Origin of the sequence: Tahibacter harae, assembly GCF_024437735.1 — a bacterium.
GTDB lineage: Bacteria > Pseudomonadota > Gammaproteobacteria > Xanthomonadales > Rhodanobacteraceae > Tahibacter > Tahibacter harae.
This window is the reverse complement of record NZ_JANFQO010000013.1, coordinates 25,072-47,064: the sequence shown is the minus strand read 5'-3', so window position 1 is coordinate 47,064 and position 21,993 is coordinate 25,072. Positions and strand designations below refer to the sequence as shown.

The 21,993-nt window shown below is 67.2% G+C and carries 17 protein-coding genes; 8 read left to right on the top strand and 9 right to left on the bottom strand.

Annotated features, from left to right (window positions below; translation table 11 throughout):
- The first annotated feature begins 3 nt into the window (after positions 1 to 3).
- Positions 4 to 1,185, top strand: a complete 1,182-nt coding sequence (locus NM961_RS14470; RefSeq protein ID WP_255915112.1) for a class I SAM-dependent rRNA methyltransferase — start codon at positions 4 to 6, stop codon at positions 1,183 to 1,185.
- 405 nt (positions 1,186 to 1,590) lie between these two features.
- Here NM961_RS14470 and NM961_RS14465 read toward each other — a convergent pair whose 3' ends face one another.
- Positions 1,591 to 1,935 (bottom strand): hypothetical protein, encoded by a 345-nt coding sequence (locus NM961_RS14465; protein WP_255915111.1) that lies wholly within the window; start codon positions 1,933 to 1,935, stop codon positions 1,591 to 1,593.
- Between the two features lie 76 nt (positions 1,936 to 2,011).
- Positions 2,012 to 4,561, bottom strand: coding sequence for a S8 family serine peptidase (locus tag NM961_RS14460; RefSeq protein ID WP_255915110.1), 2,550 nt, complete (start codon positions 4,559 to 4,561; stop codon positions 2,012 to 2,014).
- A gap of 281 nt (positions 4,562 to 4,842) precedes the next feature.
- Here NM961_RS14460 and NM961_RS14455 point away from each other — a divergent pair, with 281 nt between their 5' ends.
- Positions 4,843 to 5,220, top strand: a complete 378-nt coding sequence (locus NM961_RS14455; RefSeq protein ID WP_255915109.1) for a hypothetical protein — start codon at positions 4,843 to 4,845, stop codon at positions 5,218 to 5,220.
- 3 nt (positions 5,221 to 5,223) lie between these two features.
- Here the strand turns inward: NM961_RS14455 and NM961_RS14450 are convergent, their stop codons facing one another.
- The 3 genes from NM961_RS14450 to NM961_RS14440 form a co-directional block, all read right to left on the bottom strand.
- Positions 5,224 to 5,907 carry a helix-turn-helix transcriptional regulator gene (locus NM961_RS14450; RefSeq protein ID WP_255915108.1) on the bottom strand — a complete coding sequence of 228 codons (684 nt, stop codon included), beginning with the start codon at positions 5,905 to 5,907 and terminating at the stop codon, positions 5,224 to 5,226.
- Between the two features lie 87 nt (positions 5,908 to 5,994).
- The gene (locus NM961_RS14445) at positions 5,995 to 6,369 is read right to left on the bottom strand and encodes a VOC family protein (RefSeq protein ID WP_255915107.1); all 375 of its coding nucleotides are present in this window, start codon (positions 6,367 to 6,369) and stop codon (positions 5,995 to 5,997) included.
- A gap of 242 nt (positions 6,370 to 6,611) precedes the next feature.
- Complete coding sequence (locus NM961_RS14440) at positions 6,612 to 9,419, bottom strand: proprotein convertase P-domain-containing protein (protein WP_255915106.1); 2,808 nt, start codon at positions 9,417 to 9,419, stop codon at positions 6,612 to 6,614.
- A 245-nt stretch (positions 9,420 to 9,664) separates the two neighbouring features.
- Here NM961_RS14440 and NM961_RS14435 point away from each other — a divergent pair, with 245 nt between their 5' ends.
- From NM961_RS14435 to NM961_RS14425, 3 genes are all read left to right on the top strand, one after another.
- The gene (locus NM961_RS14435) at positions 9,665 to 10,690 is read left to right on the top strand and encodes a class 1 fructose-bisphosphatase (RefSeq protein ID WP_255915105.1); all 1,026 of its coding nucleotides are present in this window, start codon (positions 9,665 to 9,667) and stop codon (positions 10,688 to 10,690) included.
- 84 nt (positions 10,691 to 10,774) lie between these two features.
- Entirely contained in the window at positions 10,775 to 11,830 is a 1,056-nt protein-coding gene (locus NM961_RS14430; RefSeq protein ID WP_255915104.1) for an SPFH and helix-turn-helix domain-containing protein, read from the top strand.
- Positions 11,831 to 11,961: 131 nt separating this feature from the next.
- On the top strand, positions 11,962 to 13,065 hold the full coding sequence (locus NM961_RS14425) for a zinc ribbon domain-containing protein (RefSeq protein ID WP_255915103.1): 1,104 nt from the start codon (positions 11,962 to 11,964) through the stop codon (positions 13,063 to 13,065).
- 3 nt (positions 13,066 to 13,068) lie between these two features.
- Here the strand turns inward: NM961_RS14425 and NM961_RS14420 are convergent, their stop codons facing one another.
- Positions 13,069 to 15,462 (bottom strand): DUF2339 domain-containing protein, encoded by a 2,394-nt coding sequence (locus NM961_RS14420; protein ID WP_255915102.1) that lies wholly within the window; start codon positions 15,460 to 15,462, stop codon positions 13,069 to 13,071.
- 134 nt (positions 15,463 to 15,596) lie between these two features.
- Between NM961_RS14420 and NM961_RS14415 the strand changes: the two genes are divergently transcribed.
- A complete protein-coding gene (locus NM961_RS14415) occupies positions 15,597 to 16,331 on the top strand; it encodes a 2OG-Fe(II) oxygenase (RefSeq protein ID WP_255915101.1) in 735 nt (244 codons plus the stop codon).
- Positions 16,332 to 16,418: 87 nt separating this feature from the next.
- On the opposite strand, the gene NM961_RS14410 is transcribed toward NM961_RS14415, so the two are convergent.
- Complete coding sequence (locus NM961_RS14410; protein WP_255915100.1) at positions 16,419 to 17,741, bottom strand: delta-60 repeat domain-containing protein; 1,323 nt, start codon at positions 17,739 to 17,741, stop codon at positions 16,419 to 16,421.
- 290 nt (positions 17,742 to 18,031) lie between these two features.
- Between NM961_RS14410 and NM961_RS14405 the strand changes: the two genes are divergently transcribed.
- The gene (locus NM961_RS14405) at positions 18,032 to 18,991 is read left to right on the top strand and encodes a hypothetical protein (protein WP_255915099.1); all 960 of its coding nucleotides are present in this window, start codon (positions 18,032 to 18,034) and stop codon (positions 18,989 to 18,991) included.
- Between the two features lie 151 nt (positions 18,992 to 19,142).
- The gene (locus NM961_RS14400; RefSeq protein ID WP_255915098.1) at positions 19,143 to 20,222 is read left to right on the top strand and encodes a hypothetical protein; all 1,080 of its coding nucleotides are present in this window, start codon (positions 19,143 to 19,145) and stop codon (positions 20,220 to 20,222) included.
- Between the two features lie 22 nt (positions 20,223 to 20,244).
- Here NM961_RS14400 and NM961_RS14395 read toward each other — a convergent pair whose 3' ends face one another.
- Both NM961_RS14395 and NM961_RS14390 read right to left on the bottom strand, forming a co-directional pair.
- The gene (locus tag NM961_RS14395; protein ID WP_255915097.1) at positions 20,245 to 21,330 is read right to left on the bottom strand and encodes a PA0069 family radical SAM protein; all 1,086 of its coding nucleotides are present in this window, start codon (positions 21,328 to 21,330) and stop codon (positions 20,245 to 20,247) included.
- Positions 21,331 to 21,378: 48 nt separating this feature from the next.
- Positions 21,379 to 21,993, bottom strand: coding sequence for a DUF4126 domain-containing protein (locus NM961_RS14390; protein WP_255915096.1), 615 nt, complete (start codon positions 21,991 to 21,993; stop codon positions 21,379 to 21,381).

The window sequence follows — 21,993 nt, the reverse complement described above, 5'->3', positions numbered from 1 at the left end:
GCGATGAAACCTTCCGCCAGCAGCAATCCCCAAGTCCAGCTCAAGATCGAGCGCCGTTCCAACCATCCCTGGATCTTCCAGAAAATGGTGGAGAAACCCGCCGAGCGGCCCAAGCCCGGCAGCGTCGTCGATATTTACGACCGCGACGGCACCTTCGCCGGCCGCGGCTTCTACAACGGCCATTCGCGCATCGCCCTGCGCGTGCTGACCCAGGATCCGGACGAGGCCGTCGACGCCGCCTTCTTTGAACGCAAGATCGCCCAGGCCGTCCAGCTGCGGCGCGAACGGCTCAAGCTCGACGCCGTCACCGACGCCTACCGGGTGATCCATTCCGAGGGCGATGGCCTGTCCGGCCTGGTGGTGGACCGCTTCGCCGACACCTTGGTCATCGAATTCTTTTCCGCCGGCATGTTCCGCCAGCGCGACCTGATCCGGCGCTGCCTGCTGGAGCACTTCCCCGACAGCCAGGTCTATGCCTTCGCCGAAGACCACGTGCAGAAGCAGGAAAGCTTCGACTGCTCCACCCCGCCTACGCCGCGGCCGACGGTGATCCAGGAACACGGCGTGAAATTCCACGCCGCGCCGGGCACCAAGCACAAGACCGGCTTCTTCGCCGACCAGCGCGACAACCGCCTGGCCCTGGCCGGCTTCTGCCAGGACAAGCGCGTACTGGACCTGTGCTGCAATTCCGGCGGCTTCGCCATCTACGCCAAGACCATCGGCGGCGCCAGCGACGTGGTCGGCGTGGACCTGGACGAGGAAATCCTTGAGGTGGCCGAGTCGAATGCGCGACTGAACAAGGTCAAGGTGCGCTTCGTCCAGGCCGATATCTTCCACTGGCTGCGCGACATCGCCAACGGCCGCGCCGAGAAGTTCGACGTGGTCGTGCTGGACCCGGCCAAGATGACCCGCGACCGCGACCAAGTCATCCCGGCGCTGAAGAAGTACCTGGACATGAATAAGCTGGCGCTGAGCGCGGTCAAGCCCGGCGGCATCTTCGTGACCTGTTCGTGTACCGGCCTGGTCAGCGAGGAGCAGTTCCTGGACATGCTGCGCCGCGCCGCCTTCTACGCCAACCGCACCGTGCAGGTGCTCAAGGTCAGCGGCGCCGGCCCGGACCACCCGTGGCAGGCGCATGTGCCGGAATCGCGCTATCTCAAGGCAGTGTTCTGCCGCGTCGACTGAGCGTGACGGCGATCACGAATTATTTTTGATCCGGCTTGAGCCGCTGCCGGGTCGCGATCCGAGTAATTACAACAAGGCGGTCATTCGCCTTGCCAAGGCGCCACCGTAGGACACCCCCTGAGTCCTGCGGTGGCGTTTTGGTGCTTGATCCCCGCAAATTGCACGTTCTGTGCAGCTTCCGCAAATCCCCACGCCTGCTACGAATTTCCCCTGCTGTGCAGCCTCCGCCGCAGCCGGTTGTGCGTGCATTTTTTCCTCGCTGGCAGCGGATCAACCTTGCGGCGGATACTGCCCCGCCATGCAGCGGAATCCCTGGTTGCGGCCCACAAAAAAGCCCGCGGCACTCCACGAAGGATTGCCGCGGGCATTCAGACCGTCACGGCCCGCGCGGCCGCGACGCTTTCCTCAGTCGAACACCTGCACCGCGATGACCTTGGCGCGTCCCACCGAGCTGCAGACGCCGGAGTCGAATACGACCCGCAGCTTGCGCTTGGCCACGTAGGACGCAGTCGTCAGATTGTTGATGATCTTGTACGCCGGATGGGTGGCATCGACCGAGAAGACCTCGTTGCCGGCGGCGCAGCCGGTGGCGATGGTATTGCCGGTGATGCGGAACACGAAGGCTTCGCCGTTCCAGCCGTTTTCCAGGTAGTCCGGCACCTTGGAATCGCTGTAGGTGATCGCGGCGAAGCTCTGCGCGGAAACCAGCAGGGTAGCGGCCAGCAGCAGGGATTTGATCAGCGTTTTCATAGTTCCAACTCCATTTGTGTTTTTGGGAAAGTTGCGATTTGTACGGAACCGGCTGCGCCGGGCGCGCAGGCCAGGCTCAGTCTTCGTCGTCGAGCAGGATCGGCAGTGCGCGCACCGCGCAGCTGGGGCCGTCGACCGGATCGCTGACCGGCAGCGCATCGAGCGGGAACTCGTCGCGGTCGGAAAGCTGGTCGCAGTCGGAGTCGGCGAAGCCCGGGTCGGTGCCGACGGTCGTCTCGAAGCCGTCGATCAGGCCGTCGCCGTCGCTGTCGACATTCGGATAGACGAAACCGAGCAGCGCATTGCCGTAGGTCGCCATCGGCGGTTCCGCATAACCGGCGAGCACGCCACCCGGTGCTTCGAGGCCCAGTTCGCTTTCCAGCACCAGGATCCAGTCGTCGGTTGCGGCGTTGTAATGGCGGAACAGTTTCTCCGTCCCCGGCGGCTGCACCAGATCGCTGTCGTCGCTGGTGCTGTTGGGCGGGTTCGCGCGCCACAGATAGCCTTCGACCACGTCGACGTTGTAGCCCGACGATGTCTCGCTCGCACTGCAGGCGGAGCTGCGCGACTCGAAGAAACCGCGCGTGCCGGGTGCGCCCGGCGTATCGCCTTGTTCCACGACATAGACGTGCTTGCGGAAGTTGCCGCAGCGGCTGCTCATGCGCAGCAGCGGCACCAGATAGCTCCGCCCGCCGGGAGACGGCGCTTCGGTGCCGAGCTTCGGATGCCGCTGACCGGTGAACAGGTAGGCCGAGGCACCGGGCTGGAACTGGCTGGCCAGCACGCCGTTGCGGAACTGGTAGGCCGGAGCCACGCTCTTGCCCAGCGCCGCCGTGAGCCGCGACGAGGGGAAGTACTGCACCGGAATCGAGCTGCCCGCCAGATTCGCCGGCGAGCCGCCGGACGGCGGCGGCACGTAGTACAGCTCGGACTTGGCCGCGGCGACCGCCGTTTGCGGACTCGAGGTGAACAGCCAGGAATCCGAACGCTGCTGCACCGGCAGCGCAGTGCAGTCGTCGTTGGCCGAAGCATCCAGTCCCGGGCGGCAGGCCAGCTGCGAAAACAGCGGCGTCACACGGTTGAATACGACGTTGCCGGCCACCGTGCCCAGGGTGCGCTTGAGCGCAGCCTCGGCATCGGGAATGCCGGCGCCCATCTGGTTCTGCGTATAGCCGGGCGTACGCGCCGAGCTGGCCTTGATCACCGCCTCGGTGTCCTGCCATTTCAGCAGCGGATTGAGCGAACGCACCAGGCCGGCCAGGCCCGACACATATGGCGTCGCCATCGACGTGCCGGTACACACGCCGTACAGCGCGCGGCCGCTGACCGGATCGGTGGTCGAGGTGCAGGGCGGCACATTGCCGCCAGTCGGGATGTAGTCGCTGGTGATGGTGGAGATCACCTGCGCACCCGGCGCCACCACGTCCAGTCCGGTGCCGTAGTTGGAGCCGCACTCGCTGCCCTGGCCCGTACCCGGACACAGCGTGGTTCCGGGAATCACCGTGCCGGGATGCGGCACGGTATAGGCCAGCCCTTCGTCCCACAACCGGCGCTGGTTGTCGATCGCGCCCACGCCGATGACTTTGCTGCTGGAGGCCGGGAAGTGGATCGCGCTGTAGCGCTGGTTGCCGCTGGCAGCGACCAGGGTCACGTCCCGGTCGGTGGCGGCATCGATCACTGCGCAGGCGAGCATGGGCGGATTGAAGATGTCGTTGCAGACACCGGCATTGCTGCCCAGGCTGAAGTTCAGCACCGCCGCGCCGTTGCTGGTGGCGAACTGGGCGCCGACGCTGACGCAGCCGTTGGGCTGGGTCTGCATCATGATCAGGCTGCAGCCCGGACAGCTGCCGCTGACGCCGGTGTTGCCGCCGGCGCCATTGTTCGCCGGCGCAGCCAGGATGCCGGCGACGTGCGAGCCGTGGCCGAAATACGGCAGGAAGCTGTTCCAGGCATAGCCCAGACGTGCGGGCACGTCGCAACGGTAGGTCGGATCCTCGCCGGATCCGGGCAGGGTATAGGACAGGTGGCGCCGCACATTGGCTTCGAGGTCGGGATGGGTGGGATAACCCGACTGCGGCGCGCCGCTGCTGGTGTAGAAACCCGGCACACCGCCGTCGACCGCGCCGATCAGCACACGGCCGCGGCTCCAGTCGAAGGCCGCCGGCAGATTCAGCGCATCCAGCGCCCACTGGCGACGATTCGGGTCGGTGCTGGTGCTGGCGTACAGCTCATCGTTGATGGCGTAGGAAAGCTGGTAGTCGGGATCGGCGGCGATGCTCTCGAAAAGCGCGGAATCGGCCAGCTGCTTGCGCAGATCGGCGCTATTTTTCGTGGTCGCGTTGTAGGTCAGGCTCAGCCAGCGGCGCAGACGCGCGTCGCCGGATGCGGGATCGCTGTCCAGCGCGGTACTCGCATCCAGCGGCGGAAGCGGCAGCGCCGGACGCACGGAGAGCGGTTCGCCCAGCTGGCGTTGCAGCTTGGGATCGCTGCGCAGCAGACCGGCAATTTCATCCGCGCTGGCCTTGCCCACCGATTCCTTCACCAGCACGTTCAGCGTGAAGGTCGGCGCCTGCTGCGCCAGCGCCGGCGCCGCGGCGATGGCCGAAAGGATGGCGAGCGCCAGCATCTTGGGCCAGCATTCCGGCCTTCGGCGGTTTCCTGGATATTTTCGATACATGGAAATTCCCTGTAGTCCTTGTCCGTGATTTGAAGTTCCCTGCCGGCTCCCGCCGTATCGCAACGGGATCGTCTTCGATGGCGTTGTGCGCGGTGGTTTGCACGTGTCCTTGGCGTTCCGTTCGCGAACAGGCGAAGCGGGCTTCGTTTACGGGGAAATTGTGCGTTTCCGGCACGGCGGCGCGCGGTTTGCGCGCGCGGCGGGAGCGGCTGGGAAGCCGTTTCGATCAGATGACGTTCATCGATCACCTCCTTGTCATGATCCGTCTTGAAGACGGCGGATCTTTGGTACGCAGGGCGTTGCCGCGCCTGCGCCGGCATTCCGGCATCCAATCCGGAAAACCTGCCGCCGGCACCGTCGCACGGTTTCCGGACCGTGTCCTCGCCGGTTTCCCTGGCGATGCGGCGGGCCGGCGGCAAGTGAGAAGCATTGTGCAGCAGCGGGATCGCAGGGACCGAGACAGCGCGGCGCCGGGGGGCGGGCCTGTTCATGCAGGCAGCGCAAGGCTGTCCGCGCCGGCGGGTGTTTCAGCCGCAAGATCTGATATTCAGTGCGCCGCGGAAATCGTCAACCTGCGCAGTTCCGTAAAATGGCCCCGGAATATTTGAGTCTCAGTGCGCTTCCATCGCCGCCATGTAGGCAGCGAATCCTGATTTCTCATTTTCCAGAAAGGAAATTTCCAGCATCACGCACTCGCGGATGCGGTCCAGGCGGAAGTTGCGGAAGTCCTGGCGCAGCCGACACCAGGCGCCCAAGGTCCAGCTGCCGCCCCAGAAGGCGAGGCACAGGGGCTGGATCTCGCGGGTCGAGGCCGCGCCTCTCTCGTCGGCATAGCCCAGCGCGATCACGCGGCGCAGGGCGATGGCCTGGTGTATGTCGTCGATATGCGCCTTTAGCGCGGCGTGCTGGCCGAAGTCCGGCGCGAATACGCGCGAACGCTCGCTGCGTTCGCGCAGCCCGGCCGGCAGTACGGCATTGATCTTGAGCAGGGCGGCATCGGCGGCGCGGCCCAGGCGCTCGCCGGCGAAGGCCTGCACGAAGCGCGTGCCGACCACCAGGGCTTCGAGTTCGTCAGGCTGGAACATCAGCGGCGGGATGTCCGCGCCCTTGCGCAGCACATAGCCGATGCCGGCCTCGCCCTCGATGGGCACGCCGGAGCGCTGCAGGTCGGCCACATCGCGGTAGACGGTGCGCTGGGACACGCCCAGCGTATCGGCCAGTCCCCGCGCCGGCAGCGCGGTGCGGCGGCCGCGCAGGGCGTGGATGATCAGGAACAGGCGGTCGGCGCGGCGCATCGGTCAAGCATGGCGCAGCCGCGGCGGGCCCGCCAGCGCGGAACCGGCTCCGCGGCGTGCGGGCCGGCTCCGCGCTGCGGCGCGGGTTCAGCGGGCCGACCACAGGCCGACGCGGTTGCCCTCGCTGTCGCGCAGCTGGGCGAAGAAGCCCATGTCGTCGGGCAGTTCGGTGCGCGGCACCAGTACATCGCCGCCGCGGGACTGGGCACGTTCCAGCACCGGCGTGAGGTCTTCCACGCTGAGGTAGACGGTGCTGCCCTGCACGGTGGGATGGCATTCCGCGTTGCGGATTAGCGCGCCGCTGACATGCGGCTTGCCGCCGTAGGGAAACACCGCGAGTTCGGCCTCGCCCATGGGTTCGCGGCGCAGGGCGACGCCGAGCATGTGTTCGTAGAAAGCCTGGGCCCGGTCCAGGTCTTCGGTGGGAATTTCAAACCAGGCGGGAACGGTGGGATTGAGCATGGGAAGCGTCCATTCGATGCACTGTGCCGATTGCACCGGCGCATGATGGTCCCGGGCCACTGCCAGCATGGTGTCAGCAGCTTCGTGCCGCGCGGGCGGCAGCTGCGCTGCTGTCGCGGCACCGATAGGCCAGCGACGCGAGCAAGCCTTCCGCGACCGCCGCGCAGCTGCCGCCCCCGGCGCCCAAAAAGAAGGGCCGCCTTGCGGCGGCCCTTCCGGTCAGGCAACAACGAACCTGCGGCTTACTCTTCGAAACCGTCCTTGAAGATTTCGTCCGAGGACACCGGCGCCAGCGCCGGCTGCAGGCAGAACTGGGTGATGCTGCCCGTATCCTGGCCGGCGCGGTCGATCGCCTGCAGGCGCCAGCCGGAGGCGAGGCTCAGGCCGTTGAACGCGGTCAGCGGGTTGGCCGGACGGCGCAGACCGCTGATGCCCGGCGGGGTGGCGGCGCAGGCCAGCGGATCGGCCGCGGCGTCGTCGAAGGTCACGTCGACGTTGTCCGTGCCGCAGCTGCTGGCACCCAGACGCGAACCCAGGGTCAGCGAGGTGCTGCTGGCCTGGTGCACCAGGATCAGGTCCAGATCGCCCGGATAGGTATGGGTGATCTTCACGGACACGTTCAGGTCGGTCAGCGTGCCGGTAGCGGCGACGGCCAGGTCGGCGCTGCCGCCGGTGGCGTTGTTGTCGGGGATGGCGACGTTGCCGTTGAAGCAGATGATCATGCCGGTGGTGAAACGGAACGTGCTGGAGAACGTGCCGTCACCGCAGGTGTTGCTGGCACGCACGCGCCAGTAGTAGGTCGTCGTCGTGTTCAGCGCCGGGCTGACCGTGTAGCTGGGCGTGGTGACCGTGGCGCTGGCAACGATGTTGCTGAAGGCGGCGTCGGTGGCGACCTGCACCAGATAGTTGGCGGCACCCGGCACGGCGGCCCAGGTCAGCACCGGCGAGGTGGCCTGGTCGACCGCGTTGTCGGCCGGCGCGGTCAGGCTGGCCGCGGCGGGCAGGCCCTGGGCCACCTTGACGTTGAGGCTGACCTGGCGCGTGATCGGCGGCGGACCGCCGGCGCTGCCTTCGATGACGACCGGATAGGTGCCGGTCGCCGCGCTGGCCGAGGTGGTCAGGTTCACCGTCACCGGCGTGCCGCTGCCGGCCGTCGGCGTGACCGGATTCGGGCTGGCGGTGGCGGTCGGGAACACGGAAGCGTTGAGACCGGGGAAGGTCAGTGCGACCGGGCTGGTGAAGCCGGAGAAGGCTGCGGCATTCAGCGTGACCGCGGGCAGCGGCTGGCCGGCGCAGACATCGAACGTGGTGGCGCCGGTGGCGCTCAGCGTAAAGGTCGGGCCGCCCATGATGTTGGTCACGCGGCCGGCGTAGGACGCCTGCACCGGCGATGCGCCAACGACGCGGTTGTCGGTCCAGGTCATTGCGACGCGGTTGGCGCTGGACACGGACAGGCCGTTGTAGTCGCCCCATTCCTGGCCGTTGGTGATGTTGACCGAGGTTGCGGCCGAGACACGGGTTTCCTCGATCCAGGTCGCGCCGCCATCGGCGGAGACGACGTAGTAGAAGTCCACGCCGGTGCGGTTGACCGAGTGGCGCGTGTCGTAGAAGCCCAGGTGTACGGCGCCGCTGGCATCCACGTCCAGCCAGGGGTGGAAGCGGTCCACCGTGGCCTGGTCGGCGGTTGCATGCGGCGTGGCCGCGACCTGCCAGGTCGCGCCCTGGTCGTCGGAGTACACGACCTGGATCCAGCCGTGCGTGGCCGAGGCCGAGCCGCTGCCGTTGCCCGGCGAGTTCGGCGCCTCGTCGGTGAAGGCCAGGTAGACGCGGCCGTTGTGCGGACCGCCGGACTGGTCCACATCCGCCGATACGTAGATGAAGGCGCGGCGCGACTCCATGGCCGGGATGGCGAAGTCGAAGCGGCCGCGCAGGTCGTAGGCCATGACCGCGGGGCCGAAGGTGGCGCCGCCGTCGGTCGAGGTCTTGACCCAGATTTCCGACGAGCCGCTGGTGGTGCTGGGCCAGGCGTAGTAGACGCGGCCGCTGGCGTCGGTGGTCAGGTCGCTGCCGATGCCGCGCTCGTCGCTGCTGAAGGCCAGCGGGGTGGAGAAGGTCAGGCCGCGGTCGGTGGAACGCGCGAACATCTGCACGTTACCTTCGTGCCAGCTGGCGTAGAGGTTGTCCTTGTAGGGCGAGGTCGGCGAGCGGTCGACGTGGATGTATTCCTTGTCCGAACTCGCGTTGGACACGCGCACCGCCGGTCCCCAGGTCTGGCCGTTGTTGGTGGAACGGTAGACCACGGTGCGGTAGCCCGTGCCGAAGCCCGAACCCAGCGAGGCGGTGTAGGCGACGGTGCCGTCGGAGGACCAGTCGGAAGCCGGGTCGCAGCAGGTATTGGGCAGCACGCCGGCGCTGGACCAGGTCACGCCGCCATCGCTGGAGTAGCTCATGGTCTGGCCGCCGGGACCGTTGGAGCCGGCGATGACGATGTTCGGGTTGACCGGGTTGTATTCGATGCCGGTCTCGTTGTTGCCGAAGATCGGGCCTTCGCCCTCGACCGGCGCGTTGGGCATCGGGTCGGTGGCCCAGCGCAGCGGCTTGGGCGGGTTCTGCGGATCGGGGTGCGAATAGATGCCCAGGCCGAACCGGTTGAGCACGCCGTTCTGCAGCAGGCCGCCGAAGCGGGTGGCGAATTCCTTGTCGATTTCGCGCGGATACAACTCATCCAGCAGCGGGCGGCCTTCGGCCGCGTATTCCTTGCGCTTGAGCACCTTGAAGAACGCCGGCACGTTGTACACGTAGCGGTCGTTGGCCGGCAGCAGGGCGAGATCGCTCGCCGTCAGGTCGTAGTTGCGATCATCCCAGGGACCGAACTTGCGCAGCGATGCGTAATCCACGGACTGATCGGCGCCACGCGCCTGATCGATCACCGCATCGTCGATCTGCGCCTTCACCGGCGACGGAGGTTTGGGCTTGTTGGATGCCGAGACTGTCCCCGCAGTCATGCCCAAGGCGGCCAGCAAGGCCAGGCTAATCAATGCACGCTTCATTTAATCCCCTCACAGAATTTGGGTGACCCGACCCACCTGCCTGCCCCTTCAGACGGATAGGAACGCTGGAAGCTACTCCGTATTTGGGCTTATGACAATCGGGCTTAAGGTCCTGCCGCAGACATATCGATATCCTGACCGTGGAGCGGCATGCGGTTGCCTCAGCGGGCTCTGCCGTGAGGTCATGGACGCCGGCCGTTCGCAGCGCGGACAATCGCGCCTTCGTCCGTCTGCCGCGCTCAGCCATGTCCCCGACCCGACCGATTTCCCTGACCCGCTTCCTGATCGAGGAGCAGCGGGCTCATCAGCACATCAATGCCGACCTGCGCCTGCTCATCGAAGTGGTCGCGCGGGCGTGCAAGTCGATCTCCATTGCCGTGGCCAAGGGCGATCTCGGCGGCGTGCTCGGCGAGGCCGGCAGCGGCAACGTGCAGGGCGAGGCGCAGCAGAAGCTGGATGTGCTGTCCAACGAGATCCTGCTCGAAGCCAATGCCTGGGGCGGCCACCTGGCCGGCTGCGCCTCGGAGGAAATGGACGATCCGCAGCCGATTCCGGACGTCTATCCCAAGGGCAACTACCTGCTGCTGTTCGATCCGCTGGACGGCTCTTCCAACATCGACGTGAATATCTCGGTCGGCACCATCTTCTCGGTGCTGCGCTGCCCGGACGGCGTGACCGAGCCCAAGGCCGAGCATTTCTGCCAGCCGGGCAGCACCCAGGTCGCCGCCGGCTACGCCGTCTACGGTCCCAGCACCCTGCTGGTGCTGACCCTGGGCCACGGTACCCACGTGTTCACCCTGGACCGCGAACTGGGCAGCTTCGTGCTGACCCGGCGCGACGTGCGCATCCCGGCGCAGACGCGCGAGTTCGCCATCAACATGTCCAACCAGCGCCACTGGGAAGCGCCGATGCAGCGCTATATCGACGAGCTGCTGGCGGGGAAGTCCGGCCCGCGCGGCAAGGACTTCAACATGCGCTGGGTCGCATCCATGGTCGCCGACGTGCACCGCATCCTGACCCGCGGCGGCATCTTCATCTATCCCTGGGACCGCAAGGATGCGTCCAAGCCGGGCAAGCTGCGCCTGATGTACGAGGCCAACCCCATGGCCTTCATCGTCGAGCAGGCCGGCGGCAAGGCCACCACCGGGCGCGGGCGCATCCTGGACGTGCAGCCCACCGCGCTGCACCAGCGCGTGCCGGTGTTCCTCGGCTCCGCGGACGAGGTCGATGTGGCCACGGCCTATCATCGCGATCACGACGCGGCGCAATAAAGCGTAACGCGGCCGGCAGCCGGCGGCCTGGCAAAGCCGCCGTGTTTGCGAGCTAGAATCGGCGCTCCACCACAGGAGCGCGCCATGAGCATTCTCGATTTCATCAAGAGTGAATTGCTGGAGATCATCGAGTGGACCGATGACTCGCGCGATACCTTGTCCTATCGCTATCCGGACGACGACAAGGAAATCAAGAACGGCGCCCAGCTCATCGTGCGCGAGTCGCAGATGGTGCAGTTCGTCGCCGCCGGCAAGTACGCCGACGCCTTCGGCCCCGGCAAGCACACGCTGACCACCGAGAACATTCCGGTCCTGTCCACCATCCTGGGCTGGAAGTACGGCTTCAATTCGCCGTTCAAGTGCGATGTGTATTTCGTCAACACGCGCCTGTTCACCGGCAACAAGTGGGGCACGTCCAACCCGGTGATGATGCGCGACAAGGATTTCGGCGTGGTGCGCCTGCGCGCCTTCGGCACCTACGATTTCCGCATCACCGATGTGCCGAAGTTCCTCAAGGAGGTCGCCGGCACCGACCAGAATTTCCGCCTGGACGAATTCGCCGACACCATGCGCTCGCGCATCGTCAGCGTGTTCACCGAGGCCCTGGCCACCGCCCAGGTGCCGGCGCTGGACGTGGCCACGCGCTATTCGGAGATGGGCGAGGCACTGCTGCCGATCATCAACCCGGCCATGACCAGCAAGTACGGCCTGGAAATCACCGCCTTCGTGCTGGAAAACGTCTCGGTGCCGCCGGAAGTCGAGCAGGCGATCGACAAGCGCTCCAGCATGAGCGTGATCGGCAACCTCAACGACTACGTCAAATACCAGATGGGCGTGGGCATGGGCCAGGGCGGCGAAGGCGCCGCGGCCGCCGCCGCGCCGGCGCAGATGGCGATTGGCTTCGGCATGGCGCAGGAACTGATGAAAGGCATGCAGGGCCAGCCGCAGGCGGCGCCGCCTGCGGCCGCGCCGGCCGCCGGCGGCATCGACGTGCTGACGCCGGAACAGGCCGCCCAGGCCCTGGGCGTGTCGGTGGAGGACGTGATGGCTTCGATCAGCGCCGGCGAACTCAAGGCGCGCAAGATTGGCAATGCCTACCGCATCGCCCGCGCCGCCCTGGACGAATTCCTGCGCGGCTGACCCGGCCCGTTGATGCGTTCGCCGCGGTCCAGGCCGCGGCGAATGCCGCAGCACCGTCCACCGCCGCCGGCCCCGACACCGTCCGCCGGCGTATCTTGCCTGCCTCGCCACGCCCGACCCGGAACCGCCGCATGAGCAACGCCACCGTCGCCAAACATCCTTGCCCGGAATGCGGCGGCGACCTGCAATGGAATGCGGCCAAGCAGGCCCTGGTCTGCCCCTACTGCGGCACGGTGGCAAAGTGGACGCCGGCGCAGCCGGCGGATCCGGGCACCGCGGTGGTGGAACAGGATCTGGAACAGGCCCTGCGCGACCCGGCGGTCAACCGCGACTGGGGCGAGCAGCGGCGCGAGATCCAGTGCCAGAGCTGCCACGCGATCTCGGTCTTCGTCGACGGCCGCGTGGCGCAGCGCTGCGATTTCTGCGGCTCGCCTTCGATCATCGCGCACGAATCGCAGAAGGACGCAATCACGCCGCAGAGCCTGCTGCCGTTCAAGATCAGCGACGGCCAGGTGCGCGACCTGATCCGCAAATGGTACGGCTCGCGCTGGTTCGCGCCGGACAAGCTCAAGCGCGCCGCGCTGACCGACACCTTGCACGGCATCTACCTGCCGTACTGGACCTTCGACGCCCACGTCTCCGCGCGCTGGACCGCCGAAGCCGGCTACTACTACTACGAGACCGAGACCTACCGCGACGCCCAGGGCAATACCCAGCGGCGGCAGGTGCGGCATACGCGCTGGCAGTCCGCCTCCGGCCAGCTCGCGCATTTCTTCGACGATGAACTGGTGCCCGGCACCGGCGGCGTGGATTCCGGCCTGCTCGCCGGCGTGGAACCGTTCCCGACCACCACCGACCTCACGGCGTATTCGCCCGAATTCGTGCGCGGCTGGACCGTGGAGCGCTACCAGATCGACCTGCGCAAGGCTTCCGAACTCAACCGCGCCGACATGGACCGGCAGGTCTACCAGCTGTGCAGCCAGCAGGTACCCGGCGATACCCAGCGCAACCTGCAGGTCAACGCCGCCTACCAGGGCCGCACCTTCAAACATGTGCTGATGCCGGTGTGGCTGGTCAGCTATACCTACGGCTCGCGCCGTTTCCAGATCGTCGCCAACGGCTATACCGGCAAGATCGCCGGCAAACATCCCTACAGCTGGGTGAAGATCTTCTTCGCCGTGCTGGCCGCGCTGATCGCGGCCGGCATCGTGCTGTATTTCATCGACTCGCAATAAGCCTCAGGGCGCGGCCGGCGTCAGCACGAAGCGGCTGACGTAGGCCGTGCGGCAGCCGTCGTTCCCGTCCGCCGCACTCAGGCGCAGCCGCTGTCCGGGTTGCAGTGAAAAACTGGCGATATCCATTTTTTCCGCGCCGCCGCCGATCCGCAGCTTCTGTTCGGCCAACACTTCGGCGGCACCGGAAGCATCGGTGCGTTCCACGCGGAAACCGGGCTCCAGCCCCATCTTGGCGCAGGACCTGCCCTCCGGCCTGGCTTTCTTGCGCAAGCCGAATTCAGCCTGCAGGCGGTACTCGCCCGGCGCCGGCGCAAATTCCAGCGCCGCCGGCGCCTGCATCAGCAGCACCGGCTGTTCGTCGTCGCCGGCATTGCCGTTGCCGATGCCGCGCGTGATGACGCCGCCGCTGCGCGCCAGCGGCGGCGGGTTTATGCCTGGATAGACCAGGCCGAGCATGTCGGCCGGCATGTCCGCCGCCGCGCCCGGCGCAACGCCGGCCGGCGCGAACGCGGCCTGGATCTGCGGCTGGAACAGCCAGCCCTGTCCCTCGCGCTCGGGCACCACGCGCAGGCGCGTGACGGCATAGGCATCCTGGCCGTAATACCAGCGCAGATAGGCGGCTTCGTTTTCCAGCGCCGGCGACAGCAGGAAGCCGGTCTGCGCCACCTGGCGCACCAGGCGGTTGGAACGCAGCTGTCCGTCGGCCAGCTGTACTTCGATCTTCAGCATGGGCTCGCGCAGCAGCAGCGCGCGCAGGCGGCCGGCCAGGTTGAGCCGGTAGTCCAGCTGCAGCACCTGCGGGCTGGCACCGTCGGCCACATCCACCCATTCGCCCAGCTGCAGCGCGCGCTGCGGCGCCAGCACGGGCTGCGGCGCGGGTCGCGCCGCCGCATCGCGCTGCAGCAGCACATAGCCTTTTTCTGCTGCGACGGGCCGGTAATTGCGCAGCACGGCGAGCAGGGCCAGGGCGTCGTCGCTGGCGGGCAGGCGCGCGTCGATGGGGCACATCGCGAAGATCACGAAGGGCGGCGCGCGCTCGCCCAGATAATGCGCCTCGTTGCGCCGCTGCAGCCCCGGCGTATAGGCCGAGTAGCTCTGGAAGATCGGCCGCGGCGCATAGTTGAAGCCGTTCCAGATGGCCACGGCCTGGGTGCAGCCGAACACATCGACGCGCTCGTTGCCGATGCGCTGACGGAACCGCGGCAGATCCCATTCGGCGCGCCTGGCCTGGTACTGCGCCTCATGCTGTCCGCGCAGCGTGCCGCCGACCGCGGCGCCGAGCTTGTCCGCGCCGCCGAGGATGTACTCCCGGTACAGGGCGGGCGACACCAGCAGATACACCAGGCCCACCGCGTACAGCGCGACGAAAACCTGACACGCATAGCGGATCAGCCGCCGCGGCCGCCAGCGTCCCAGCGCCCAGCTCGCCAGCAGCACGAAGGCCGCCAGCGGAAAGAAGAACGTGACGTGCCACATGTCCGCGCGCGTGAATGCATTGCGCCAGGCCACGAACAGGGCGAAAGCCAGATACGCCAGCAGGGCCAGCCCGCGCAGATCGCGCGGCGTTTCGCGCCGCCACCAGGCCAGCAGCAGCGCGATCGTCAAGGCCAGCATCAGCAAGCCAGCGGCCTGGATCGCCGGCTTGCTGTCCACGCCCATGGAGATGGAATAGCCCGCCGCGACTTCCAGCGAACCCTGCAGATAGCCCGGAAAGTCGGCCGCGCTCTGGCCGTGTCCCAGCCACAGCAGCGCCAGGCTGCCCAGCCACACCAGTACCCAGGTCAGCGCCGCCACCGGCCGGCGCTCGCGCAGCAGCAGCACGGCGCCGACGCCGCAAAGCAGCACGCTCAGCGGCAGCACGGTGAATTTCAGCAGGCCCAGCGCATTCATCATCAACGCCACCACGCCCAGCCCGAGCCAGGCCCACGGCGCGGCGCGCGAACGCCGGACCAGATCGTCCAGTGCCACCAGCGCGAAGACGGCCGTGCCCAGCAGCAAGGTGTCGGGCTGGCGGCGGCAGGCCAGCACGGCGATCAGCGCGAGCAGGATGCGCTCGGCCGTGGCCAGGCGGCGGAACGCGCAGGCGAAGATGAAGGTATAGCCCGACGCCAGCAGCAGCTGGCCGAGCAGGAAAGTGTCGAACAGCGGCGGGTAATACGTCGCGCGCGGAAACAGATAGCCCAGAGGTCCGTAGGTGAACAGCAGATCCTTGCCCCAGCGCAGATCCTGCAGCCGCGCCCAACCCATCACCGCGGCCCAGGAATCGTCCAGCGCCAGCGCCGCCGGCGCGCCGCTGCGTAACACGGCGAGGAAAAACACGGCGGCAAACAGCGCCGTCCAGTACCAGGCCGCGGCAGGTTCGTCCGTGCCGCGCGGCTCCCACCACCGCTTGCTCATCCCTTCAGCCCTTTACTGGCCGCGTCAGGCGCGCGGTCCGTTGCCTGGTCCAGAGTCTCGCATCCTGCCGGCCCCTTGCGCCTGCACCGGGGGCCGCCGATTATCACCGGTCTGTCCGCCGCACCCACCTGCCCATGCCGCCCGATTTCATCGAGGTTTACCCGGATGCCCTGGACGCCGGCACCTGCGCCGGGCTGATCCAGCGCTTCAACGCCAGCGGCAAGGCCGTGCGCGGCAAGACCGGCAGCGGCGTCGACGTGAGCATGAAGAACAGCTGGGATATCTGCCTCAACGACCATGCCGAATGGAGCGATGTCGTCGGCGGCTTCAACCAGGTGGTGATGGCCGGGCTCAAGCGCTACCTGCGCAAATACGCCCACGCCGTGCTGGCGCCGCTGCAGCTGAAGGTTCCCGACGCCGCAACCGGCGAGCTGCGCGCGCTGGATGCCGAGGCGATTGCCACCATCGACGACGGCATGCTGACGGCGATCATCACCAAGGTCTTCCGCCCCGGCACCATCAACATCCAGAAATACATTGCCAACGAGGGCGGCTATCCGTACTGGCATTGCGAGCTTTATCCCAAGGCCAACGACAACGCCGAAACCCTGCACCGCGTGGTGCTGTGGAGCATCTACCTCAACGACGGCTTCAGCGAAGGCGAGACTGAATTCCTCTACCAGCAGCGCAAGGTCGCGCCGCGGACCGGCTCGCTGCTGATCGCGCCGACCGCCTTCACCCATACCCACCGCGGCAACATGCCCAGGGGCGGCGACAAGTACATCGCCACCAGCTGGATCCTGTTCAACCGCTCGGAAGTGCTGTTCGCGCCGCCGCCGGCCGCGCAGGCCGCCGCGGCGCGCAAATAGACGGACGGCCCGGGCGCTGCGTCGCGCCCGGGCCGCCTGTGGTCCGCTTTCGTGGCAGGCGCGGCTTGTAGGTCGCCGCGCCCCGGCTCAGTTGCTGTGCCGCGCCGCCGTCGTCGGGCCTGCCAGGGTCGCCGGACCGACCGGCTTCATGCTGTTGCCGGCGGTGACGACGAGGCCGCCGGGATAGCGCTGCACGCCGCCGTTGGCGCTGGACTCATAGCCGTAGCTGAAATCGGCCCATCCGCCGCCGAGATAGCTGCCGTCCAGCCAGCCCGTACGCCGGAGCCGCATGATCAGCGCGTAGCTGGCGGCGGGATCGCTGCCGCTCAGCGGCCGCGCCAGATGCTGGCCGACCAGGATGGGCCGCTCGCGTTCGTCGAGCACCAGGTCGGTGACAGTGACGCCGCCGCCGCCCACGTCCTGGATGAAGCGGCCGGAGGCGCCGAAGCCGGTATCCAGGCTGCCGTCGGCCTTGAACGCCGTGGCCGCGGCCAGGCAATACAGCGTGCCGGCGGCGGGATCCAGCTCCTTGCACACGCTGCCGGCCAGCACCAGGCTGCCGTCCTTGCGCAGACTCACGCGGCGGCCGAAATCCTGTCCGCCGAAATCCAGGGTGCTGAAGCCGCCGAGGCCGAAGGTCGGATCGGGCGCGCCGCTCAGGCGGTAACGCGCCGCGACGAAGTCGTACTGCGCACCCGGCTTGGACGCACGGCCAGCTGCGACAATGCGGCCATCGGCCTGGAAGGTCAGCCCGGTCAGCCGGTTGCGCGCACCGGCGCCGCTCCACAGTCGCGAATACGCGATGCCGCCGCTGCCGAAACCGGCCACCGGCGCGCCGCCGAGCGTCAGCTGCACCAGCACGAAATCGTGATTGCCCGTGGCCGGGTTCATCGCGCTGGCCGCAATGCCGAGGTAATTGCCCCATTGCGCGATGTCGAACACCGGATAGATCGCATTCCCCACCGTGAATACCGCCACGCCGCCGCTGCCGAACCAGGCCTGCGCCGCGCCGTTGGTATCGAATGCGTAGACGTATAGTTTGTCGTCCGCCGCAACCAGCTGGTACAGGGTGTCGCGGAATATCGTCACCGCGCTGTACAGCGCGAGGTTCGGCGGCGGCGCCGCCGGCGTCGCAAACCCGCCGCTGCCGAAACTGCCGTCCAGCGTGCCGTCGGGCTTGTACTTGGTCAGCAGCGGAACAGCCGTGCCCGCCGTGGTGCTGGTCCCCGCCGTATACACGTTGCCCAGCCGGTCCACGACCAGATCATCGGCCTGGGCCAGGTCGCCGTAATACTGCCGGCTGATTCCGCCGGAGCCGAAGGTCGCATCCAGCTCTCCGGGCACCGCCGCCGCCGCCGTCGCACCACAACACAGCGCCGCCGCGCACAGCCAGGATTTCAGGGTGTTCATGATGATTCTCTCCTCCGCCCGGATGGGGTACTGCGCAATACGCAGTACGGAGAAGTTTGAAGACATGGCGCATCAGGGACCCTGCGCGGCTGCGCCGTGTTGCTGTCGACGGCTGGACAGAATCGGCGTGACGCGCATCACAGCCAGGAGCGTGCGCGGCGGACCGCCGCCACCGGAAACGCCGGACGCACGCCGAGACCCGGCTGCCGTTGCGAATTGCCATGTACGCGGCTACTTTGTTCCGATGTAGACAGATTCGCCCCTCATTCCCGAGCAGGACTGCTTGCGCCGTGAAATTCGCGTCCGTCTGTGTGCTGCTGATGGCTTTGCTGTTCTCCCGCATGGCGGCGCCTGATGTTCCGCCCCCGGCGCCGGGCCTGCAGCAACACTACGAAGCCCTGCTGCGCATCGACGACACGCTGCTTGAGCGCGATCCACCCTACGCTGCGGCCGCGCTGCTGCAGGCGGCGCAGCCGGAGTTGGCGATGCGGGATATTCCAGGGCTGGAAAACTCCGATCTGGAGCCCGCCTTTCGCATTGCCTTGCTGCTGGCGGCGCGGACGTTTGCCCAAGCGCACGTGGAAAGTGCCCGGCGGGTTCTCGACGAAATGCGCCACCGCTCACTGGCGAGTCCCGATCACTATGCACGCATGGCGGCGGCCTATCTGTCGATCTGGAAACCGGCGCCAGCGGCGCAATTGAACGCACACCTGCCGCCAGCGGAACGCCTGGTCATCCCGGCGCTGGAGGTTGCGGTGGCGCCAGGCCCAGGACCGACCGTGATGAGCCTGGGCGGCTCGGCCGATCACTGGACGCTGACCCGCCGCCGCGTGGATCTGTCGGGCAGGCGTGTCGTGGTCGTCGCTTCGCCAGGCTGTCCGTTCAGTCGCAAATTCCTTGAGCAGCTGAAAACGGACAGTGAGCTGGCAGGCTATGCAAAACAGTCGCTGCTCCTGTTTCCCAAAGGCGGCAACCTGCTGGTTCCCGAAGTCCACGCATGGAATGCAGCCAATCCGGAGCATGCGTTCGAGTACATGTACGCTGTCGATGAATGGCCGGACCTGGTCTGGTGGCGGATGCCGCTGTTTTATTTCCTGCAGGACGGAAAGGTGGTCCGCCGCATCGATGGCTGGCAGAACGGCGTGACGGACAAGCAGGTGCTGCCGCAGTACAGGGTCTGGCTGGGCCGGCTCGATCAGCCATCGGCGGCGGCATCAACGCCGATCCCGGGCAAACAACTCCCGCCGTAACTGCCCCTCTTCAGCAGCGGGCCGCGATAGCTGCCATCCAGCCAGCCTGCGGTCAGAGCCGCGGGAACAATGCGTAGCCGGCCGCGGAACGCCGGGTTGGGGTTATCGGCGCGCTTTTCCGTAATAGAGGCAATTCTTACGGAAGCCTGCCATGCGACTCCCGCTATTCGCCGTCTGCCTGTTTTCAGCCGCCGCCTATGCGCCGGTGCCCGCCCGTGCCGACATGATGATCGGCGGCTTCGCAACCAGCGCAGGCCAGAACCATCCTCTGCGCCACTTCCATCCCGGCGCCGTCGGCAGCGACGCGCCGGTCGGCGAGATCGACGGGTCGAACACGCAGCTGTATCAGCCCATGTTCGGCACCTACGAGCCGGCCGAGCAGGTCGTCTACATCTCCGATTTCGGTGGCAAGGCCATTCGCGTCTATCCGGCCTTCGCAACCGGCAACGTGGCTCCGCTGCGCGTGCTGAATCCGCCGCTGCTCGGACAGACACGGGCGAATGCGCCGATACCGGCCCACGGCGAACTCGGGGTGATCGCCTCGAACTGCTGCATCTATACCTATCCGCTGCGCGCCAGCGGCGAAAATGCCGCGCGGATCCGCGGCCTCAACTGGGGCGGCGGCGCCGATCCGACGACGCGGCTCAACAATCCCACGGCACTGATCTATATCCCCGCCACCGACGAATACGCGGTCAAGGACTATCCGCCTGCAACGCCGCTGGCCACGCATATCGTCTTCCACGCCCGCACGGCCAATGGGGCCGCGGCGCCGACGCGCCTGCTGACCGGCGCCGGCGTGGCCAACGCGGTCGGCCTGGCCTATGACGCGGGTTCGCGCCGCCTGTTCGTGCTGCGCCAGATGCCGCCCGACGGGATGGGCATACGCCACGGCATCATCGCCATCTTCGCCGACACAGCCAGTGGCGACGCCCAGCCGCTGGACACGATCGAAGGCAGCATGACCCAGCTCAATCTGCCGGACGGCCGCTATTTCTCCGGTATCGGCTTCGACCCCTATACCTCGCGTCTGATGGTCTCCAATCCCGGCAGCAACGCCGCCGCCAATCGCGTCCTGTTGTTCGACTACACGCCCGGCGTGGGCGGCAATGTCGCGCCCGTCCGCGTACTGCAGGGCAGCAATGTCAGTCCCTATACGGTCGGCATTCCGTTCGGGGTGCCGTCGGCGCCGCCGAACGTGATTTTCCAGAACGGATTCCAGTCGCAATGATGCCGTCATTGCAAAAATGAAATCACGCAAATAACTCGCCCTGCGGCGAAGCCTCCCGCGGCGGCCGGAACTGGCTGGTGTCCAGGTCGACTTCCACCGGCCGCTGCATGCCGAACCGCTTGCACGCCTTGTTCAGGCGCGACCGTATCAGCTCGGCGAACGGCCCTTCGCCGCGCATGCGCAAGCCAAAGCGCGCTTCATTGAGTTCGCCGCCGCGGATATTGCGCAGCACGCTGAGCACGTGCTGCTTGCGTTCGGGGTAGTGGGTTTCCAGCCAGTCCTCAAACAGCGCCTTAAGTTCGTAGGGCAGGCGCACGACGGTGTAGCCGGCGCTGCGCGCGCCGGCGGCGGCGGCCTGTTCGAGAATGGCCTCGATCCAGATGTCGGTCAGCGCCGGGATGATGGGCGCGACATTGACGCTGCAGGGAATGCCGGCGGCGTTGAGCGCGGCGATGGCCTGGATGCGGCGGTGCGGGGCGCTGGCGCGCGGTTCCAGGCGGCTGCTGAGCTTGTTGTCCAGCGAGGTGACCGAGACGAAGCAGTGCACCAGGCGGCGCCGGGCCATTTCCGCGAGCAGGTCGATATCGCGTTCGATCAGCGCGTTCTTGGTGATGATGGTGCAGGGGTGACTGCAGTCGAGCAGGGTCTGCAGGATGCCGCGCGTGATGCGGTATTTGCGCTCTATCGGCTGGTAGGGATCGGTGTTGGCACCCAGGTTGATCGGCGAGCAGCGGTAGCTGGGCCTGGCCAGGTCCTGGCGCAGCACTTCGACGGCGTTGGTCTTGGCGAATAGCCGGGTCTCGAAATCCAGTCCGGGCGACAGATTGAGATAGGCATGCGAGGGCCGCGCATAACAATACGAGCAGCCGTGCTCGCAGCCGCGGTAGGGATTGATCGAGACATCAAACGGCACATCCGGCGAGGCGTTACGGCTGATGATGTGGCGCGCGCGTTCCTCGCTGACCGTGGTGCGCGGCGGCGCGGCGGGTTCGCCGTCCTGGTACCAGCCGTCGTCGAAGGCCTCGTGGGTAGTCTTCTCGAAGCGGCCGGCCGGGTTGTCGCGCGCGCCGCGGCCCTTGATGCGGGCGGGTTTGCTCAGTTCGCTCATGACGGCGGAATCTGCCGGCGGCCGGTCGCAATCCCTGCGATGCCGCAACTATGAGGTCGCGGGCTGGACTTCGCCCGGCCCGCGCAGGCGGCGCCAGACCTTGCGCAGCACGCGCCAGAGCTTGGGCAGCAGCCAGATCATCACCAGCGCGAACACGCCGAACAGGCCGAGGAAGACCCAGGGATGAGCCCACACCAGATACAGGCCGCCGACCACGGCCACGTCCTCGCTGACGCTGGCGCCCCAGTTGCTGAACGGTTCGGGCGAGGTGTTGATCAGCGCGCGCGTGCCGGCCTTGGTCAGGTGAGTACCCGACGTAATGGCGCCGCCGAGCAGGGCCGCGGCCAGCTGCACGGCCGGCGTGGCCTCGTGGAACACGCCCCACGACAGCAGCATGCCCGCGGGGATGCGCACGAAGGTATGCGCGGCGTCCCAGACCGAATCGAAGGCCGGCAGCTTGTCGGCCAGGAATTCGCCGGCCATGAGGATACCGCTGACCCACAGCACCCAGTCGTCCTGCAGCAGGCTGAGGCCGCTGGGCAGGGTGACGACTTCATAGCGGCCGAGCAGGCCGATCAGGAATACGGCGGCGTACAGACGAATGCCGCTGGCCCAGGCCAGGCCGGTGGCGAGGGCGATGGATTGCAGCAGGTCCATGGACAT

What these genes read in the sequence shown, in the direction of transcription:
- NM961_RS14460 (WP_255915110.1), bottom strand. Translation starts at nt 4,561, where the DNA reads ATGCTGGCGCTCGCCATCCTTTCGGCCATCGCCGCGGCGCCGGCGCTG.
- NM961_RS14445 (WP_255915107.1), bottom strand. Translation starts at nt 6,369, where the DNA reads ATGCTCAATCCCACCGTTCCCGCCTGGTTTGAAATTCCCACCGAAGAC.
- NM961_RS14430 (WP_255915104.1), top strand. Translation starts at nt 10,775, where the DNA reads ATGAGCATTCTCGATTTCATCAAGAGTGAATTGCTGGAGATCATCGAG.
- NM961_RS14420 (WP_255915102.1), bottom strand. Translation starts at nt 15,462, where the DNA reads ATGAGCAAGCGGTGGTGGGAGCCGCGCGGCACGGACGAACCTGCCGCG.
- NM961_RS14440 (WP_255915106.1), bottom strand. Translation starts at nt 9,419, where the DNA reads ATGAAGCGTGCATTGATTAGCCTGGCCTTGCTGGCCGCCTTGGGCATG.
- NM961_RS14455 (WP_255915109.1), top strand. Translation starts at nt 4,843, where the DNA reads ATGACGTTCATCGATCACCTCCTTGTCATGATCCGTCTTGAAGACGGC.
- NM961_RS14415 (WP_255915101.1), top strand. Translation starts at nt 15,597, where the DNA reads ATGCCGCCCGATTTCATCGAGGTTTACCCGGATGCCCTGGACGCCGGC.
- NM961_RS14435 (WP_255915105.1), top strand. Translation starts at nt 9,665, where the DNA reads ATGTCCCCGACCCGACCGATTTCCCTGACCCGCTTCCTGATCGAGGAG.
- NM961_RS14410 (WP_255915100.1), bottom strand. Translation starts at nt 17,741, where the DNA reads ATGAACACCCTGAAATCCTGGCTGTGCGCGGCGGCGCTGTGTTGTGGT.
- NM961_RS14400 (WP_255915098.1), top strand. Translation starts at nt 19,143, where the DNA reads ATGCGACTCCCGCTATTCGCCGTCTGCCTGTTTTCAGCCGCCGCCTAT.
- NM961_RS14395 (WP_255915097.1), bottom strand. Translation starts at nt 21,330, where the DNA reads ATGAGCGAACTGAGCAAACCCGCCCGCATCAAGGGCCGCGGCGCGCGC.
- NM961_RS14465 (WP_255915111.1), bottom strand. Translation starts at nt 1,935, where the DNA reads ATGAAAACGCTGATCAAATCCCTGCTGCTGGCCGCTACCCTGCTGGTT.
- NM961_RS14390 (WP_255915096.1), bottom strand. Translation starts at nt 21,993, where the DNA reads ATGTCCATGGACCTGCTGCAATCCATCGCCCTCGCCACCGGCCTGGCC.
- NM961_RS14425 (WP_255915103.1), top strand. Translation starts at nt 11,962, where the DNA reads ATGAGCAACGCCACCGTCGCCAAACATCCTTGCCCGGAATGCGGCGGC.
- NM961_RS14450 (WP_255915108.1), bottom strand. Translation starts at nt 5,907, where the DNA reads ATGCGCCGCGCCGACCGCCTGTTCCTGATCATCCACGCCCTGCGCGGC.
- NM961_RS14470 (WP_255915112.1), top strand. Translation starts at nt 4, where the DNA reads ATGAAACCTTCCGCCAGCAGCAATCCCCAAGTCCAGCTCAAGATCGAG.